The organism is Sodalis sp. RH15 (assembly GCF_047324255.1).
Lineage (GTDB): Bacteria > Pseudomonadota > Gammaproteobacteria > Enterobacterales > Enterobacteriaceae > Acerihabitans > Acerihabitans ligni.
Genome location: NZ_CP178738.1, coordinates 1,789,448 through 1,805,395 on the forward strand (window position 1 = coordinate 1,789,448; position 15,948 = coordinate 1,805,395).

Annotated in this window: 17 protein-coding genes and 1 tRNA gene; 15 read left to right on the forward strand and 3 right to left on the reverse strand. The window is 57.1% G+C overall.

Annotated elements, in window-relative coordinates; translation table 11 throughout:
• Nucleotides 1-293: 293 nt before the first annotated feature.
• Entirely contained in the window at nt 294-1,679 is a 1,386-nt protein-coding gene (cysS, locus tag ACL2XO_RS08355; RefSeq protein WP_413723662.1) for a cysteine--tRNA ligase, read from the forward strand.
• A 255-nt stretch (nt 1,680-1,934) separates the two neighbouring features.
• Here the strand turns inward: cysS and ybcJ are convergent, their stop codons facing one another.
• The gene (ybcJ, locus tag ACL2XO_RS08360) at nt 1,935-2,147 is read right to left on the reverse strand and encodes a ribosome-associated protein YbcJ (protein WP_203522366.1); all 213 of its coding nucleotides are present in this window, start codon (nt 2,145-2,147) and stop codon (nt 1,935-1,937) included.
• Between the two features lie 12 nt (nt 2,148-2,159).
• On the reverse strand, nt 2,160-3,023 hold the full coding sequence (gene folD / locus ACL2XO_RS08365; RefSeq protein ID WP_413723663.1) for a bifunctional methylenetetrahydrofolate dehydrogenase/methenyltetrahydrofolate cyclohydrolase FolD: 864 nt from the start codon (nt 3,021-3,023) through the stop codon (nt 2,160-2,162).
• Nucleotides 3,024-3,206: 183 nt separating this feature from the next.
• On the opposite strand from folD, the gene ACL2XO_RS08370 reads away from it, so the two are divergent.
• Nucleotides 3,207-3,283: transfer RNA gene (locus tag ACL2XO_RS08370), tRNA-Arg, on the forward strand.
• A 376-nt stretch (nt 3,284-3,659) separates the two neighbouring features.
• Here ACL2XO_RS08370 and ACL2XO_RS08375 read toward each other — a convergent pair.
• The gene (locus tag ACL2XO_RS08375; RefSeq protein ID WP_413742538.1) at nt 3,660-4,178 is read right to left on the reverse strand and encodes a GNAT family N-acetyltransferase; all 519 of its coding nucleotides are present in this window, start codon (nt 4,176-4,178) and stop codon (nt 3,660-3,662) included.
• Between the two features lie 891 nt (nt 4,179-5,069).
• Here ACL2XO_RS08375 and ACL2XO_RS08380 point away from each other — a divergent pair.
• The 13 genes from ACL2XO_RS08380 to ACL2XO_RS08440 all read left to right on the forward strand — a co-directional run bounded on the left by ACL2XO_RS08380 (nt 5,070) and on the right by ACL2XO_RS08440 (nt 15,947).
• Nucleotides 5,070-5,456, forward strand: a complete 387-nt coding sequence (locus tag ACL2XO_RS08380; RefSeq protein ID WP_413742539.1) for a hypothetical protein — start codon at nt 5,070-5,072, stop codon at nt 5,454-5,456.
• A 521-nt stretch (nt 5,457-5,977) separates the two neighbouring features.
• Nucleotides 5,978-6,706, forward strand: coding sequence for a beta-ketoacyl synthase chain length factor (locus ACL2XO_RS08385; RefSeq protein ID WP_413742540.1), 729 nt, complete (start codon nt 5,978-5,980; stop codon nt 6,704-6,706).
• On the forward strand, nt 6,696-7,496 hold the full coding sequence (locus ACL2XO_RS08390) for a lysophospholipid acyltransferase family protein (RefSeq protein WP_413742541.1): 801 nt from the start codon (nt 6,696-6,698) through the stop codon (nt 7,494-7,496). The genes ACL2XO_RS08385 and ACL2XO_RS08390 overlap by 11 nt, the downstream gene beginning before the upstream one ends.
• A gap of 19 nt (nt 7,497-7,515) precedes the next feature.
• Nucleotides 7,516-7,782: a phosphopantetheine-binding protein gene (locus ACL2XO_RS08395; RefSeq protein ID WP_132922875.1), complete on the forward strand. Its 267-nt coding sequence runs from the start codon at nt 7,516-7,518 to the stop codon at nt 7,780-7,782.
• Nucleotides 7,783-7,802: 20 nt separating this feature from the next.
• Nucleotides 7,803-8,051 (forward strand): acyl carrier protein, encoded by a 249-nt coding sequence (locus tag ACL2XO_RS08400; protein ID WP_413723666.1) that lies wholly within the window; start codon nt 7,803-7,805, stop codon nt 8,049-8,051.
• On the forward strand, nt 8,052-8,645 hold the full coding sequence (locus ACL2XO_RS08405; protein ID WP_413723667.1) for a hypothetical protein: 594 nt from the start codon (nt 8,052-8,054) through the stop codon (nt 8,643-8,645).
• On the forward strand, nt 8,642-10,027 hold the full coding sequence (locus tag ACL2XO_RS08410; RefSeq protein ID WP_413742542.1) for an AMP-binding protein: 1,386 nt from the start codon (nt 8,642-8,644) through the stop codon (nt 10,025-10,027). The genes ACL2XO_RS08405 and ACL2XO_RS08410 overlap by 4 nt, the downstream gene beginning before the upstream one ends.
• Entirely contained in the window at nt 10,014-10,364 is a 351-nt protein-coding gene (locus ACL2XO_RS08415; protein WP_413742543.1) for a 3-hydroxyacyl-ACP dehydratase FabZ family protein, read from the forward strand. The genes ACL2XO_RS08410 and ACL2XO_RS08415 overlap by 14 nt, the downstream gene beginning before the upstream one ends.
• Nucleotides 10,355-12,058: a glycosyltransferase family 2 protein gene (locus ACL2XO_RS08420; RefSeq protein ID WP_413742544.1), complete on the forward strand. Its 1,704-nt coding sequence runs from the start codon at nt 10,355-10,357 to the stop codon at nt 12,056-12,058. Before ACL2XO_RS08415 ends, ACL2XO_RS08420 begins: the two co-directional genes overlap by 10 nt.
• Before the next feature lie 2 nt (nt 12,059-12,060).
• Nucleotides 12,061-12,486: an acyl-CoA thioesterase gene (locus tag ACL2XO_RS08425; RefSeq protein WP_132922869.1), complete on the forward strand. Its 426-nt coding sequence runs from the start codon at nt 12,061-12,063 to the stop codon at nt 12,484-12,486.
• A 2-nt stretch (nt 12,487-12,488) separates the two neighbouring features.
• Complete coding sequence (locus ACL2XO_RS08430) at nt 12,489-13,085, forward strand: LolA family protein (RefSeq protein ID WP_413726897.1); 597 nt, start codon at nt 12,489-12,491, stop codon at nt 13,083-13,085.
• Nucleotides 13,057-15,378, forward strand: a complete 2,322-nt coding sequence (locus ACL2XO_RS08435; protein ID WP_413742545.1) for an MMPL family transporter — start codon at nt 13,057-13,059, stop codon at nt 15,376-15,378. The genes ACL2XO_RS08430 and ACL2XO_RS08435 overlap by 29 nt, the downstream gene beginning before the upstream one ends.
• Complete coding sequence (locus tag ACL2XO_RS08440; RefSeq protein ID WP_132922866.1) at nt 15,375-15,947, forward strand: DUF3261 domain-containing protein; 573 nt, start codon at nt 15,375-15,377, stop codon at nt 15,945-15,947. The genes ACL2XO_RS08435 and ACL2XO_RS08440 overlap by 4 nt, the downstream gene beginning before the upstream one ends.
• Nucleotide 15,948: the final 1 nt, after the last annotated feature.

Sequence of the window (15,948 nt, forward strand, 5' to 3'; positions counted from 1 at the left end):
GATGACGGGTATATTCACTGCCAGGGAAACAGACCGAATTTATAACATAAGTCCGGCGTGGAGTCAGCATACACAGCAGATAACACCGGTTTCTGTTAATATGTCCGGCCAAATCCCCCGCAAAACGGTTGCTTTTCGATCATGGCATAGTCCGTGGCATAGTCCTCCGTGCTCGCTTGGCGCCTGGTCTTGCATTCCCAACGTCTTCAGGGTTCAATACCCCGTTGCATGAACAATCTGTCTAAACCTGTCGGTATGCACACGTACCTGTTACTACCATGGAATGAATGTAGATGCTGAAGATTTTTAATACCCTGACCAGACAAAAAGAGGAATTCAAACCTATCCATGCCGGAAAAGTCGGTATGTACGTGTGCGGTATCACTGTTTATGACCTTTGTCATATCGGCCACGGCCGGACCTTCGTGGCTTTCGACGTCGTCACCCGCTACCTGCGCTTCAAAGGGTATGAAGTGGATTATGTGCGAAATATCACTGATATCGACGACAAGATTATTCACCGCGCGGCGCAAAATAAAGAAACCATAGAACAGCTCACCTCCAGAATGATCGGCGAGATGTATCGGGATTTCGATAAGCTGAATATCGCGCGCCCCAACAGCGAACCCCGCGCCACGTTCCACATGGCGGATATTATCGAAATGGTGGAAACGCTCATCGGCAAGGAACACGCCTATATCGCCGCCAACGGCGACGTGATGTTTGCCGTGGATACCGACCCGTCCTATGGCGAGCTGTCGCGCCAGGACCTGGAACAGCTTCAGGCCGGCGCGCGGGTGGAAGTGGCCGACGTCAAACGCAACCCCATGGACTTCGTGCTGTGGAAGATGTCCAAGGCCGGCGAACCCAGTTGGCCTTCACCCTGGGGGCAAGGCCGCCCGGGCTGGCATATCGAATGTTCGGCCATGAACTGCAAACAGCTCGGTAACCACTTTGATATTCACGGCGGCGGATCGGATTTGATGTTCCCCCACCATGAAAATGAAATCGCCCAGTCCACCTGTGCCCATGAGGGGCCCTATGTGAACTACTGGATGCATTCCGGCATGGTGATGGTGGACAGGGAAAAGATGTCCAAATCCCTGAATAATTTTTTCACCGTGCGCGATGTGCTGAAATATTATGACGCCGAAACGGTGCGTTATTTCCTGATGTCGGGACATTACCGCAGCCAATTGAACTACAGCGAGGAAAACCTCAAGCAGGCGCGATCCTCCCTCGAACGTCTTTATATCGCCCTGCGCGGCGCCGATCCCCAAACCCCCCCGGCGGGCGGCGAAGCTTTCCTGGCGCAGTTCGTTGCCGCCATGGACGATGATTTCAATACGCCGGAAGCCTACTCGGTACTGTTCGAAATGGCGCGGGAAGTCAACCGCCTCAAGGCGGAGAATCCCCAGGAAGCCGCGGGGCTGGCCGCCGCGTTGCGCCAGTTGGGCCATGTTCTCGGCCTGCTGTCCCAGGACCCGGAACAGTTTCTGCAGCACGGCGCCCAAACCGACGATGACGAAACCGCACAGATTGAAGCCCTGATTAAACAGCGTAATGATGCCCGCAAAGAGAAAAACTGGGCCCTGGCGGACCAGGCGCGAAAACAGCTCACCGACATGGGTATCGTACTGGAAGACAGTGCTCAGGGCACTATCTGGCGCCGCGGCTAGAAAGGCGAACGAAAACGCGCCAGAAGGCCCAAGCCGGCCGCTATCGCGCAACGGCCTTCTAAGGCGTTGGTCAATGGTATGGACCCGTTGGGAGGTATTATTTCACTATTGCAGGAGGGGTAGGGGAATATGCCGGCGGCTATGGGGTCCGGGGGGATCAAGTGACCGGTCCCCGGATTGCCGCCCCTGGCGTTGATCTAAGCACGTTGCATGAAAGAGCGCCGTCCTGCCGGTCCATCTCATGAATAGACCGGTTTACTCAACGATCTTCACCACCTGGCCGAGAAATTCCACCTGCTGATTGATCACAACCTTACACCGCTTGCGGGTCTCCATTACCCCGTCTACTTTCACCTGCTGGCCGTTGATGGCGGTTTTCGCCGCCGCGCCGCTATGGCACCATCCCTGGAATTTTAATAAATCGCACAAAGCAATGTGCGGGTGGCCTGCTAGAGAAAAGGTTTCCATCGTATTCCGCCGTTATGATGCTGTATCGTGAAATTCTTCACATGCCTGCAAGGTATTTTGAATCAAGGTGGCCACCGTCATCGGGCCGACGCCGCCGGGTACCGGCGTAATATAGGATGCCCGCTGCGCGGCGACGGCAAAATCCACATCCCCGACCAGCTTGCCGTTATCCAGCCGGTTAACGCCCACGTCCAGCACCACCGCCCCCGGTTTTATCCATTCTCCGGCAATCAGGCCGGGTTTACCCACCGCCACCACCAGGATATCGGCATACTCGATATGCCGCTGCAAATCCTTGGTGAAACGATGGGTCACCGTTACCGTACAGCCGGCCAGCAGCAGCTCCATGCTCATGGGACGGCCGACGATATTGGACGCGCCCACCACCACGGCGTTGACGCCGAAGGTTTCAATGTCGTAACGCTCCAGCAGGGTAATGATGCCCCTTGGCGTGCAGGGACGCAGCAGCGGCGCGCGCTGGCACAGACGTCCGACGTTATAGGGATGGAAACCGTCCACATCCTTATCCGGCCGGATGCGTTCCAGTACATTGATATTATCCATGCCCGCCGGCAGCGGCAACTGCACCAGAATACCGTCGATCTGCCCGTCATCGTTCAGCCGGTCGATAAGCGACAGCAGTTCAGCTTCGCTGACGGTGGAAGGTAAATTGTAGGAGCGCGAGACAAAACCGACATCCTCACAGGCTTTGCGTTTATTGGCGACATAAATCTGAGATGCGGGGTTTTCCCCCACCAGCACCACCGCCAACCCTGGCGCGCGTTTACCCGCGACCAGCCGCTGCTTTACCCGTGCGGCAACGTCATTCCTGACCTGTTGAGCAATCGATTTGCCATCAATGAGTTTTGCTACCATCAGAATCGCTAGTCCATCTGTTTAACGTGCCGAGATGGGCTATTTTGGCAGAAGCGCGGCCCGCTGTCAGGCACTGAATGCGATCAGGCTGTTTATCATGCGAGCAGTCGGCAGAAAAGCCATTGACTCGACCTGCCCGCTACGTATAATCCAAACCGCATTATCCCGCATCTTCGCAGTCGGGCGCCCTTAGCTCAGTTGGATAGAGCAACGGCCTTCTAAGCCGTAGGTCACTGGTTCGAATCCAGTAGGGCGTACCATTTCCAATCAACGGACTATGCTGACTTTAGTCTCGCTTCTTTATCGCCTTGCGCCGTTGGCGCGTTGTTACCGCCTTATATTGCATCCGGTTTATAGGATATATATGTTGAATGGTTAAGTGCCAAGCTGGCATATGCGTTTTAACTCATCGCTGTAATGAAATAATTATCTCAACTGAGAAATCGAAAATCTTCGACCGGTTGTCAGTCTTTAAAAGAATGATGTGAGTAATTTTATTTCGTTTTCAAACCAGAAAAGTTGTTTATATACAGGTTTCAGAGGTAAGGCTATTAAGGAATATAGTTGTTTTAGGGTTCTACGCATACGATGTACTGCTGAATAAAAGAGAGTATCAAGGGGTTAGAAAGCGGAATGTCATTTTTCGATGCTGTAGATGATACTTGCAGGTACGTGAGGATTTTCTTTTACCAATGCTAACGGCCGCATGCCGACTTTTTCAAGCACACGGCGTGATGCGGCGTGATTTTCTCGCACGATGGCCGACACTTCTTTGAGTTTAAGCGTATCGAAGCCAAAATCTATCGCCAAATGGCAAAATTCCGTTGCCAGCCCCTTTCCCCAGCTGTCATAGGCAAAGCGATAACCCAGGTTAATATGGCGATTTTCACCCAAATCGCGAAGGCTCAGGCCGCCAAAACCGATAATACGGTCAGGATTATCTTTTAAAGCAATCGCCCATGTACCGAATAAATGCTGTTGCCAGTGGCTAAGCCAGTTTTCGAGGCGCAGCCTGGCCGCTCGTTCATCGGGTAGGGGACCGGCGGGATTAAAACGGTGGGTTCTCGCATCGCCAAAGATGGAAAAAAGTGCTGATAAATCGTCTTGGTCTGGAGCGCGGGCAATCAGTCGTTCCGATTTAACGGTGGAGTTCATTTAAGGTTGTCACTCAAAAACGATCCGATGTCCCAGAATAGCAAATAAAAAAAATGCCCGCTACGTTTTAAGCGGGCAAAAAGGCTGTCTTAAACAATGAAATTGGCTTCATGGGTGAAGCCAATGGCACGATACCAAAATAAAGATCAGGTTTTTGTAGTGAAATCGTTCGGAGTTGCAACAAATAGCGGCGTGGAGGTCATTAAAAATAGGCACGCCAAAAAAAAAGCCCGCATACGCGGGCAACAAGTATACACACAACAAAAGGCAAGGAGATGAGGGTTGTTGATGTAATAAGTATGTCTGTTCTAATGTATGGTTATGTCATGGCTGAGTAAGTCTTTCTGAGAAGATGTAAGATGCGATGAGAGAGAAAAGCCCGCTTGTTAACGGGCGAAAGACTCAAGTAATCAATGGGAATTCCGTAGGAGGTGACTATATAATATTAGAATACTTAAGTAAATCTTATGTTTAGTTTCTGAAGCGATTCTATTTTTTTACGCACTGATTCCCATTGTACTGAAATATTCGTCTGCATTGGCCCTAAGAAAAATGTGGTTAATGCTGCGCTGTAAAACACCGCTGTTACCCATGGGATTGAATAAACGGCACCCCGTCTCTCAGCGTTGGGCGGATGGGAAATCGAGATGTGGGAAGCGAAAACGTCTTGAAAGCGGGAGGCCCCATCATTGAGCCAAACCGTGATAGGCCCTACGGGATAGGAGGCCGGACCAGGGCATGGACTCGCCATTTGAGCCTGGGTTTGATCCCACAGAGTGGACGATGCACCATCGTGTTACACTACGTTGTAATATAAAAAGATTATTGACCCGCCCGGCGGACATAACATATTATCCAGCTCTCAGGGATTGAAAAGTGTAAGTAAATATTATGGAAAAAAGTTCGCTGTATGCTGTTGTTTGTGTTTTTGCGTTAACCGGCTGTGCGCGTACCGTGCCGGTATTGAATGTTTCCGAGTCCATCACCGCCCATCTCAGTGCTGATGAGATAAAAAACGCTATCCTGCGGGCCGGCACCGAACGTAAATGGGCGATGACCCCCATTGCCCCCGGCGTGATTAACGGGCATCGCAGCCAGCGTGAACATACGGCGGATGTTCGTATCACCTATTCCCTTACCGATTATGCCATCACTTATGTCAACAGCCAGAATCTGAAGGCGGGTAATGGGCAAATCCATCGCAACTACAATCGCTGGATCCAAAACCTTGACCACGATATCCAGTTAAAGCTCTCTTCCCAGCAGGTCAATAAATAGGACAGCGGGCCGGATGCCGCCCATTCGGCCCATCGCGGCGTGCCGGGGGCGTCTATCGCCGGACAGCCGGGTGGTTATGGCGGCGCTGACCGTTCCGCCAATGAATTGTTACTAATGGTAATCAGTATCTTGCCCATTACCCTTTCTGTCCTGTATCAATTATTCCAGCGGGTGGGGACAAGTATTCCAAACCCTTACAACGTTGGCGATACGACCGGTAAATAGGCCAGGCGCTGCTATGATTACGATCGGGATGTCGGGGAATCTTTTTCCTCCCGTGATAAAGCGCTTGCCCGGCCTTACATGAATAGCACCGATGCAGACGAATCCGATCGTAAGCAAGGGTGCGCTGTGGCTATGCTGCCTGAAAGCGCCGGAGCGGGAGAAGTCAAAGGTGCCGAACGCATCTGACTGATAAGATGCTTGCCCCTCATAAAACGAAGGGTCCGCCGCGGGCAAGGCAATAAAACGCAATTATTGCTCTGATAGCCGTTAATTGTCGTTTGAAGAAGAACAATCCTATGAAATTAACCTTTTCACTTCTTGACTGGCAAGCCAGTGCGCCCGGGCTTGGCGAGGCTGATGAATGGCTGCGCTGGGCCGGCCTTCCGGCGTTTATCGACCCGAAAAGGCCTCTGGCTAAATGCAATCAGCTGCCGATGATGACGGCGCGACGCCTGAACAGCGGCAGCAGGGCGGCGGTGGATTGCGGGCTGACGTTGCTGCGTCGGCAGAAGGTTGATGCCATAGTATTTACCAGCAGGCACGGCGAACTGGAGCGAAACCTGAGAATTCTGCGAGCTTTGGCGCAAGAAGAAGAAACCTCTCCAACGGATTTCGCCATGTCGGTGCATAATGCTGCTGCGGGCAGCCTGACTATCGCGGCCGCCATGCCGCTGGTTACCACCTCTCTGGCTGCGGGCATGGATACTTTTCAGCAAGGTCTGGTGGAGGCGGCTGCCTTGCAGTCTGCCGGTTACGAACGGATTTTGCTGGTGGATTTTGATGGTGTAATACCGGAATTTTACCAAGATGCGATCCCGGTCCAGATGCCCCGTTATCCCTATGCGGTCGCTTTATTATTAACTAAGGGAAAGACGATGAGTTGTGAGTCCGATATGGCAAGTGCGGGGGAAGAACCCTCTATGGCCCAGAGCCTGCAGTTTTTGCATGCCGCCCTGGCGGAACAGCCGCGATTTGTCATTTACGGCGAGCGTCTGGCTTGGCGCTGGACCCGGTATGGCGGCTAAGGTTCTGCGGCCGTGGGTCGCGACCACCATTTTCAGTCGCCTTTGGCGCCTGCTTATGGGCGGGTGCTGCATAGCGCTGTTTAGCCTGGGGGCATTGTTGATGTCCCTGGTGTGGTTCAATCTGTTGCTGATCATACAGCGGGATGCGTCGAAGCGCCGCAGGCTGGCGCGTCGGTGCATTTCCGCCAGTTTCAGGCTTTTTCTCGGGACTGCCCGTCTATTGGGCGTGCTGGATTACCGCATCGACGGCATAGCGGCATTGCAAAATGACCACAGTTGTCTGGTGGTGGCAAACCATCCTACCCTTATCGATTATGTGCTGCTGGCCTCCGTCATGCCGGATGTGGACTGCCTGGTTAAAGCCGATCTGCTCCACCACTTTTTCTTTCGCGGCGTGATTCGCGCGGCGGACTATTTGGTTAACAGCCAGGGAAAAACGCTGGTGGCGACCTGCCGGCAGCGGCTGCTTAACGGGGATACCATCATGATTTTTCCCGAGGGCACCCGAACCCGCCATGGTTCGGCGCCGGTGTTAAAGCGCGGCGCGGCCAATATCGCCGTGCGATGCGGCTGCGATCTGCGGGTTGTGCATATCCATTGCAGCGAGCAGGTCCTCAACAAAGAGAGCCGGTGGTACCAAACCACCCCGACTAAACCGTTTTTTACCGTCAGCGTTCGTGAGCGCATCAGTATCAGTTCATTCATGACAAAGGAAGAAGATACGCAACCCATAGCGGTACGGCATCTGAATCGTTTTTTACAGCAGGCGTTAACGCCGGAGCTTTTATAATTTTTATGTGGAAACAGGTATGGAAGAATTATCCCTTGAGATAAAACAAATGATTATCGACACGCTTAATTTAGAAGAGATGAGTGTGGATGAAATTGAAACCGATGCGCCATTATTTGGGGATGGTCTCGGGTTAGACTCCATCGATGCCCTGGAACTGGGACTTGCGGTCAAAAACCGTTACGGCGTGATGCTGTCGGCGGAAAGCGAAGAGATGCGCCAGCACTTTTTCTCCGTAGCGACACTGGCCGTTTTCATCAATGCTCAGCGCCTCAAGAGTGCCTGATAATACATAACGAGTCGATTATGGACAAAAAACAAGTTTATCAGGAAATAACCGGACTGCTGGTCACGCTATTTGAGCTTGATGCAGCGCAAATCAAGCCGGAATCGCGTCTCTATGAAGATCTCGAACTGGACAGTATTGATGCCGTGGATATGGTGGTCCACCTGCAAAAGCGAATCGGCCATAAAATTGCGCCGGAAACCTTCAAATCCGTGCGCACCGTGCAGGATGTGGTTGATGCGGTAGAACGGTTGGTGAGCGCTGACTGAATGGCGCAGGCCACTGCTTCTGCCGGCAAAACGGTACAAACAATACTGCGCGGCCTGGGCTGGTTAATGTTGCCGGCATGGCCTCTGCTGGTATGGGTCAGCTTTACCCATCCGCATATCCGCTGGCTGCTGCCGCTTTTGGCGCTGATTTTTGTGCTGCGGATGCTGACGCTGTGGGGTCAAAAAGGCGTTATGGGACAAACGGCGATGGTTTTGGCCCTGGCCGGAGTGATGCTTTGCTCCGCCAGCCTGGCGTTGCGCGACCTGCATCTGCTGCTGTGGTATCCGGTGGCGGTCAATGCCGTTATGCTGGTATTGTTCGGCGGCTCGCTGTTAACGGCCATGCCCCTGGTGGAGCGCCTGGCGCGTTTACGGGAGCCGGATCTTCCCCAAAGGGCCGTAGTCTATGTGCGCCGCGTTACGCAAATCTGGTGTCTGTTTTTCATTATCAACGGCGGCATTGCGCTGGCGACCTGCCTGGCTGGGAGTTTGTATTGGTGGACGGTATGGAACGGTATGTTGAGCTACCTGTTGATGGGGTCGCTGATGGCCGGCGAGTGGTGGGTACGCAGGCGTTTGCGGGCTGCTTTATGAATACGCAGCGACCTCTGGCCTTGGCTGAGTGGCTCGCCGGTGAAAATGACCGGCGTATCGTGGCGGATAACGGCAAGGAGCAGTTCACCCTGGCCCGGATGCGCGGGCAGGTGCAGGCTCTCTGCCGGCGGCTTCTGGCGCTGTCCCAGCGGCGCTGGGCGCTGTGTTTCGAAGACAGCTATCTGTTTACCGTTGCTTTGCTGGCGTCGCTGCATGCCGGCAAAATTCCCGTTATCCCGGGTCACATTCGTCAATCCCTGCTCCAGGAGCAATCGGACGATTTTGATGGTGTCATCACCGATGCCGATTTGACTCTGTCATGTCCGGTGCTGGGGGTGGAAAGATACGGCGTCGATACCGGGTTACGCTATGACGGCCCTTGCGACGCCGGTTTAACCAACGGACTGCCCGGCATCGATCCGACGGCTTATCTCGTGCTGTTCACCTCAGGTTCCACCGGCAAGCCCCGCCAGGTGAATAAACCGGTGCAATGCCTCGATGAGGAGTCGCGCTGGCTGGCGCAGCTCTGGGGGACGCGTCTGTCGGGTTGCCACTTCGTTGCCTCGGTCAGCCATCAGCATTTATACGGGCTCACCTTCCGCGTCTGTCTGCCTATGGCCCTGGCGCTGAGTTTCGACAGCCGCCAGGTGCTTTATAGCGAACAGCTGGCCTGCCATACTCCCGACCGGCGATATGCCTTTATCAGCAGCCCGGCGTTTCTGCGTCGCCTGGATATGTCCCTGCAGTCGCCGGGATGCCGGCTGATCGTTTCCGCCGGCGGGCCTTTACCTTGGGTGAATGCCGATGCGGCGCGGCGGTGGTTCAGTCAGACAGTGGATGAAATTTACGGCAGTACTGAAACCGGCGTGCTGGCGTGGCGCAGCCGTCAGGAAGAGCATACGCCGTGGCGGCCTTTCCCCGGCGTCAGCCTGACCTGCGAGGATGGGGAGTGCTGGCGGGCGCGCTCGCCATTAATCCCAACGGAGCAAGGACTTAAGCTGGATGACAAGCTGTCTTTTGATCCCGCCGGCGGTTTTCAGCTGTGCGGCCGTCATGACCGCATCGTCAAAATCGAGGATAAACGCATCTCCCTCAGTGAAGTTGAGCGGCGCTTGTTGGCGCTGCCGGAAGTCGCGGACGCGGTTGCCTTGCAGGTTGTCCGTCCGGGGCGCAGCGGTGTCGGCGTGGTGTTGGTGTTGCGCCCCCCGGCCCAGGCCGCCGATTTGCCGCAGCTAAAGCGGCGGTGGCGCCATGAGCTGCATCAGTGGCTGGAGCCGGTAGCCATGCCGCGTTTCTGGCGCATCATCGATGTCATTCCCCACAACAGTCAAAGCAAACGCGCCTGGGCGCAAATACAGGAGCTGTTTCATGCGGCCCGTTGAACTTTCCAGGCATATCGATGGCCGGCAGGCTGAACTTTGCCTGCGGGTGGACGGGGACCTGTTCTGGTTTCAGGGGCATTTTCCCGACTATCCTCTGCTGCCCGGTATGGCGCAGCTGGACTGGGTCTTGCTGTACGGCGATGAGCTATTGGCGCCGGGCTGGCTATTTTCCGCCGTCGAAAGCATCAAATTCCAGCGCCCGATCCTGCCCGGCAGCATTCTGCGGCTCAAGATGGCCTGGCAGGAGGAAAAACATCTGCTCGCCTTCAGCTATGCGATTGTGCTGGAGGAAACGGAACAGATGGCCAGCAGCGGGAAAATCAGTTTATGTCGGTAAACAGCGGCTTTTCCTTCTGCGTGATAATCCCCTGCTACAATCATGGCGCCACCATGCCGGATGTGCTGGCGCGTCTGGCGCCGTTCAACCTGCAGGTTATCATTGTGGATGACGGCAGCAGTGAGCCGACCCGGCAGATCCTCGGGCAACTGGCCCAGGGGAGCCGGGAAATCACTTTGGTGCGCCTGGACCATAACAGCGGAAAAGGCGCTGCGGTGGTCCGCGGATTAAAAACGGCGGCCGAGGCCGGTTACAGCCATGCCTTGCAGATAGATGCCGACGGACAGCACCGTATCGAAGACATCCCGCGCCTGCTGGCCCAAGCGCGCCTTCACCCCGAATGCCTGATCTCCGGACGTCCGCTTTACGATGCCTCGGTGCCGAAATCGCGCCTTTACGGCAGATATGTCACCCATGTCTGGGTGTGGATAGAAACCCTGTCGCTCTCCATCAAGGACAGCATGTGCGGCTTCAGGGTATATCCCATCGTGCCGACGCTGGCGCTTAGCGCAAAACACGCCGTCGGGCAGCATATGGATTTCGATACGGAGATCATGGTACGGCTGTATTGGCAGGGTACGCCAAGCCGTTTTATCACTACCCGGGTCAGCTATCCGGCCAATGGGGTATCCCATTTCGACGCCTTGTGGGACAACCTGCGGATTTCCTGGATGCATACCCGGCTGTTTTTCGGCATGCTGCCCCGCATTCCCTCTCTGCTGCGGCGGAGGCGTCACTGGTCGGGCATGCATGAGCGCAAAGGATTGCTGGGCATGCGGTTTATGCTCGGGGTTTACCGGCTGCTGGGACGGGGCGTATTTAACGCAGCGCTCAGGCCGGTAATCGCTTTTTATTGGCTGACCGGCGGCGTACAGCGCCGCGCATCACGGGAATGGCTGCGGCAGGTCGGCCGCTATGCGCGTTCGCAGGGAACGGTATTGCCGTCGCCGTTAAGCAGCTATCGGCATTTTTTGCGTTTTGGCGATGCCATGCTGGATAAAATCGCCAGCTGGCGCGGGGACCTGCGGTGGGGACGGGATATTGATTTTGCTCCCGGCGCCCGCGATGCCATCGAGGCCTCGATGCAGCGGGGGCAGCTTATCCTGGCCTCGCATCTGGGGGATCTCGAGGTGTGTCGGGCCATGGCCCAGCAGGTGAGCGGGGTGGTGATCAATGCGCTGGTGTTTACCGACCATGCCCGGCGTTTTAAACAGCTGCTGGAGGAAATTGCACCCCAGGCCGGGGTGAATCTGCTGCCGGTGAACAATATCGGTCCGGAAACAGCCATGCTGTTGAAACAAAAACTGGACGCCGGCGAATGGGTGGCGATCGTTGGGGATCGCACCGCGGTAAATCCGCAGCGGGGCGGGGGACGCCGGGTTATCTGGAGCAGTTTTCTGGGCCGGATGGCGCCGTTTCCCCAGGGTCCCTTTGTGCTGGCGGCGGCGTTGCGCTGCCCGGTGCTGCTGATGTTCGCCATTCGTGAACAGGGCAAACTGCGGGTCTATTGCGAGCGTTTCGCCGACCCCATTGCGCTGCCCCGCGCCGGCCGGCAGGCGGCGCTGCAGGAAGCGGCGGATCGTTATGCCCTTCGCCTGGGGCATTTTGCCCTGAAAGCGCCGCTGGACTGGTTTAACTTTTTCGATTTCTGGCATCTGCCGGATGAGCAACGCACAACGGAACAAAAGGAGTGACGGTGGTAAGCGATCCTCGTTTAAGTCATGAAGTGGAGCTGGTTGTCTCCTTCCACGATTGCGATCCGATGGGCGTGGTCTGGCACGGCAACTATATGCGTTTTTTTGAAGTGGCCCGTGAAGCGCTGCTGGAAAAATTCAACTACGGCTACCGCGAGATGCAGGCGTCCGGCTACTGCTGGCCGGTGGTGGACCTGAGAGTCAAATATCGCGCCGCCATTACCTATGAGCAGCATATCCGGGTGCGCGCCGCCATTGAAGAGTATGAGAACCGGCTGCGTATCGCCTACCAGATTTTTGACGCCCGCAGCGGGCAGCGGACCACCACCGGCTACACCATCCAGGTGGCGGTGGCCGAAGGCAGCCGGGAGCTGAGCTTTGTCTCGCCGCGGATCCTGTTCGATCGGCTGGGGGTCGCGCCGTGCTGAAGATGATTATCACCATCCTGGCGCTGTTCAGCTGCGCCGTGCAGGGCGTGACTCTGGACCAGTTGCAGCAGCGATTCAGTCTTCAACCGGTGGTGCGCGCCGATTTCACCCAATCCCGAGCTATAGCGGGCATGGCAAAACCACTGGTATCCAGCGGTCAATTGCTGATCGCCCGGGATAAAGGGCTGTGGTGGCACCAGGCGCGCCCCTTTGCCCTGACCCTGCTGCTGGATGATAAGCGTATGGTGCAGGTGATGAACAATCAGCCGCCCCAGATTGTCACCGCCGAAAGCAATCCGCAGATGTTTCAGTTCAATCATCTGCTGCGCGCCCTGTTCCAGGCGGACCGCCAGGTGCTGGAGCAGAATTTCACCACCGATTTCACCGATTTGGGCAAACAGGGGTGGCGTCTGGTGCTGACGCCGAAAACCTCACCGCTGGATAAGCTTTTCCATACCATCACCCTTAGCGGACGCGACTACCTGGAAGGTATCGAGCTCAACGATCGTCAGGGAGACCTGACCACTATTACCCTGAGCAATCAGCGCTTAACACCACGGACGTTAACCGATGACGAACAGCAGCGCTTCGTATTCTGACTGGCACCGCCGTGGGGCCGTCGCCTGGGGAGTCATCTGTATCGCCCTGCTGATCGCCGCCGCACTGCTGCTACCGCGGGCGCAGATCAACAGCAGCGTGCTGGCCCTGTTGCCCAAGCAGTCCATGGGGGATATTCCGCCGGCTTTGCAGCAAGGTTTCATGCGGCGGCTGGACCGGCAAATGGTCTGGCTGGTCAGCCCGGGGGCCAGTGACGATTCCGCCGTCGCCGCCTGGTGGCTGCACCGGCTGCGGGCTTTGCCGCTGCTGCAAAACCTGGAGGGTCCCGTCGACGAGGCGCAGCAGCAGTCATGGGGAAAATTCGCCTTTGAACACCGCAACGGCCTGGTGGACGGCGCCACGCGCGCGCGCCTGGCGCAGGGCGGCCCGGCCCAGGCTGATTGGGTTCTGGCGCAGCTTTATTCCGCTTTTGCCGGCGTCAGCGGCCGGGAACTGCACGGCGATCCCCTGCTGCTGGTGCGCGGGGCGCAGCTGGCGATGCAGGGTAATGCCGGCGGATTGGGTTTGTCCCAAGGCTGGCTGACGGTCAGGGACGCCCAGGGCCGGGTATGGTATTTCCTCCATGGCGAACTTGGCGGCGATTCGTTTGATATGGCCCAGGGCAGGCAACTGGTGGCCGATCTGGACCAATTAAAAACCGAGCTCAAAACGCGGTTCCCCGGGGCGCAGGTATTAACGCGCGGCACCGTGCTGTTTAGCGATTATGCCAGCCAGCAGGCGCGGCATGACGTGTCCAGGCTCGGTCCGGCCACCCTCGGCGGCGTATTGTTGCTGGTGTTCGCCCTGTTCCGATCCCCCCGGCCGCTGTGGCTTTGCGGGCTGTCGATCGGCATCGGCGCCCTCGCCGGCACGGTGGTGACGCTGTGGCTGTTCGGCGAATTGCATCTGATGACGCTGGTCATGAGCCTGAGCATCGTCGGGATCTCAGCGGACTACACCTTGTATTATCTGACCGAACGCATGGTGCACGGCGGTTCGGCGCCGCCGCTGGAAAGCCTGAGAAAAGTCCTGCCGGCCCTATTGCCGGCACTGGCCACCGCGGCGGCCGCTTACCTGATCATGGCGCTGGCGCCTTTTCCGGGCCTGCAGCAGCTGGCGGTATTCGCGGCGGCGGGGTTGACCGCCTCGTGCCTGACCGTGGTGTGCTGGTATCCCTATCTGGTGCGGGGATTGCCGGTTCGGCCTTTGCCTGCAATGGTATTGATGGCACGCTGGCTGGCGGCCTGGCGCCGCAATCCCTGGGTGCGTTTCGGCCTGCCGCTGGCGGTTGCCGTCTTCTCGCTGGCGGGGGGGGCGCGCCTTAAGATTAACGACGATATTTCCCAGTTGCAGACCATGCCCGCCGGACTGTTGCAGCAGGAGCGCCAGATTACCGCGCTGACCGGACAAAGCGCCGAACAAACCTGGTTTGTGGTGTATGGCGACAGCCCTGAACAAACCTTGCAACGGCTGGAGGGCCTTGTTCCCCGCTTGGCGCAGGCCCGGCGGGAAGGCTGGCTGAAAAGCTGGCATTCGCTGCCGTTGTCATCCCTGGCGCAGCAGCAGCGCGATGCCCAGCTGATCGCCGCCGCGGCCCCTGCGGTTATCCAAGGATTGCGGCAGGCCGGGGCGGATGTCGCCGACGCGGATGTCCGGCCGATGCCGGTGACGCCGGCGGTTTGGCTCGGCAGCCCCCTGAGCGAAGGCTGGCGCCTGTTATGGCTGTCGCTGCCCTCCGGTGAAAGCGGCGTGCTGGTGCCGGTGAGCGGCGCCGTTCAGGGCAAAGCGCTGTCCAGCCTGGCGGAGAGCCTGCCGGGAGTCGCCTGGATCGATCGTAAAAGCGCGTTTGATGAGCTGTTCGGCTTTTACCGGGTGATGCTTGGCTGGCTGCTGGCGGCAGCCGTGGCGGTGATTGCCCTGAGTTATATCGCGCGCCTCGGCCCGCGCCGGGGGTTAATCAGCATCGTGCCCTCCCTGCTGTCCCTGGGGAGCGGATTGGCGGCGCTGGCATTGAGCGGGCACCCGCTGAATCTGTTTTCCCTGCTGGCGCTGCTGCTGGTGCTGGGTATCGGCATCAACTATACCCTGTTTTTCAGCAATCCCCGCGGCACGGCGATGACCTCTTTGCTGGCGGTGACCATGGCAATGTGTACTACGCTGTTAACGTTGGGCATGTTGGTTTTCAGCAGCACCCAGGCGATAAGCAGCTTCGGCATTGTGCTGTGCAGCGGTATTTTTACCGCATTTCTATTGGCGCCGCTGGTTGTGCCCGATTCAAAAGGAAAAAGGAAATGACATCGTTCAGACGCCGGATAGTTCTGCTGTGCGCGCTGGTGCTGGCCGGCTGTGCAAGCCATCCCGATCAGGGCCGGCCGCAGGCGTGGCTTAAACCCGGCGTGCGCGTCACCCTGCCGGCGCCGGGCATCAGCCCCGCCGTCAGCGAGCAACAGCTGCTGACCGGCACCTTCAAAGGCAAACAGCAATCGCTGCTGGTGCTGCTGAACGCCGATGAGCGGCAACTGTCCCTGGCGGGGCTCTCTTCCCTCGGGATCCGCCTGTTCCTGGTGACCTATGACGGGCAGGGCATACATACCCAGCAGTCTATCGTGCTGCCGGAGATGCCCCCCGCCAGCCAGGTGCTGCTGGATATCATGCTCAGCCATTGGCCGGTGGAGACGTGGCGGCGGCAATTGCCGGCCGGCTGGACGCTGCGGGATAGCGGCGACACGCGCCAGCTCCGCGACGACGGCGGCAGGCTGGTCACTGAAATTCGTTATATGACCCGTCATAATCAGCGCGAGCCCATCAGCGTGCAGCAGTTCGCTTTTGGTTACCATATCGTCATCCAACACCTGGATAGTTAGT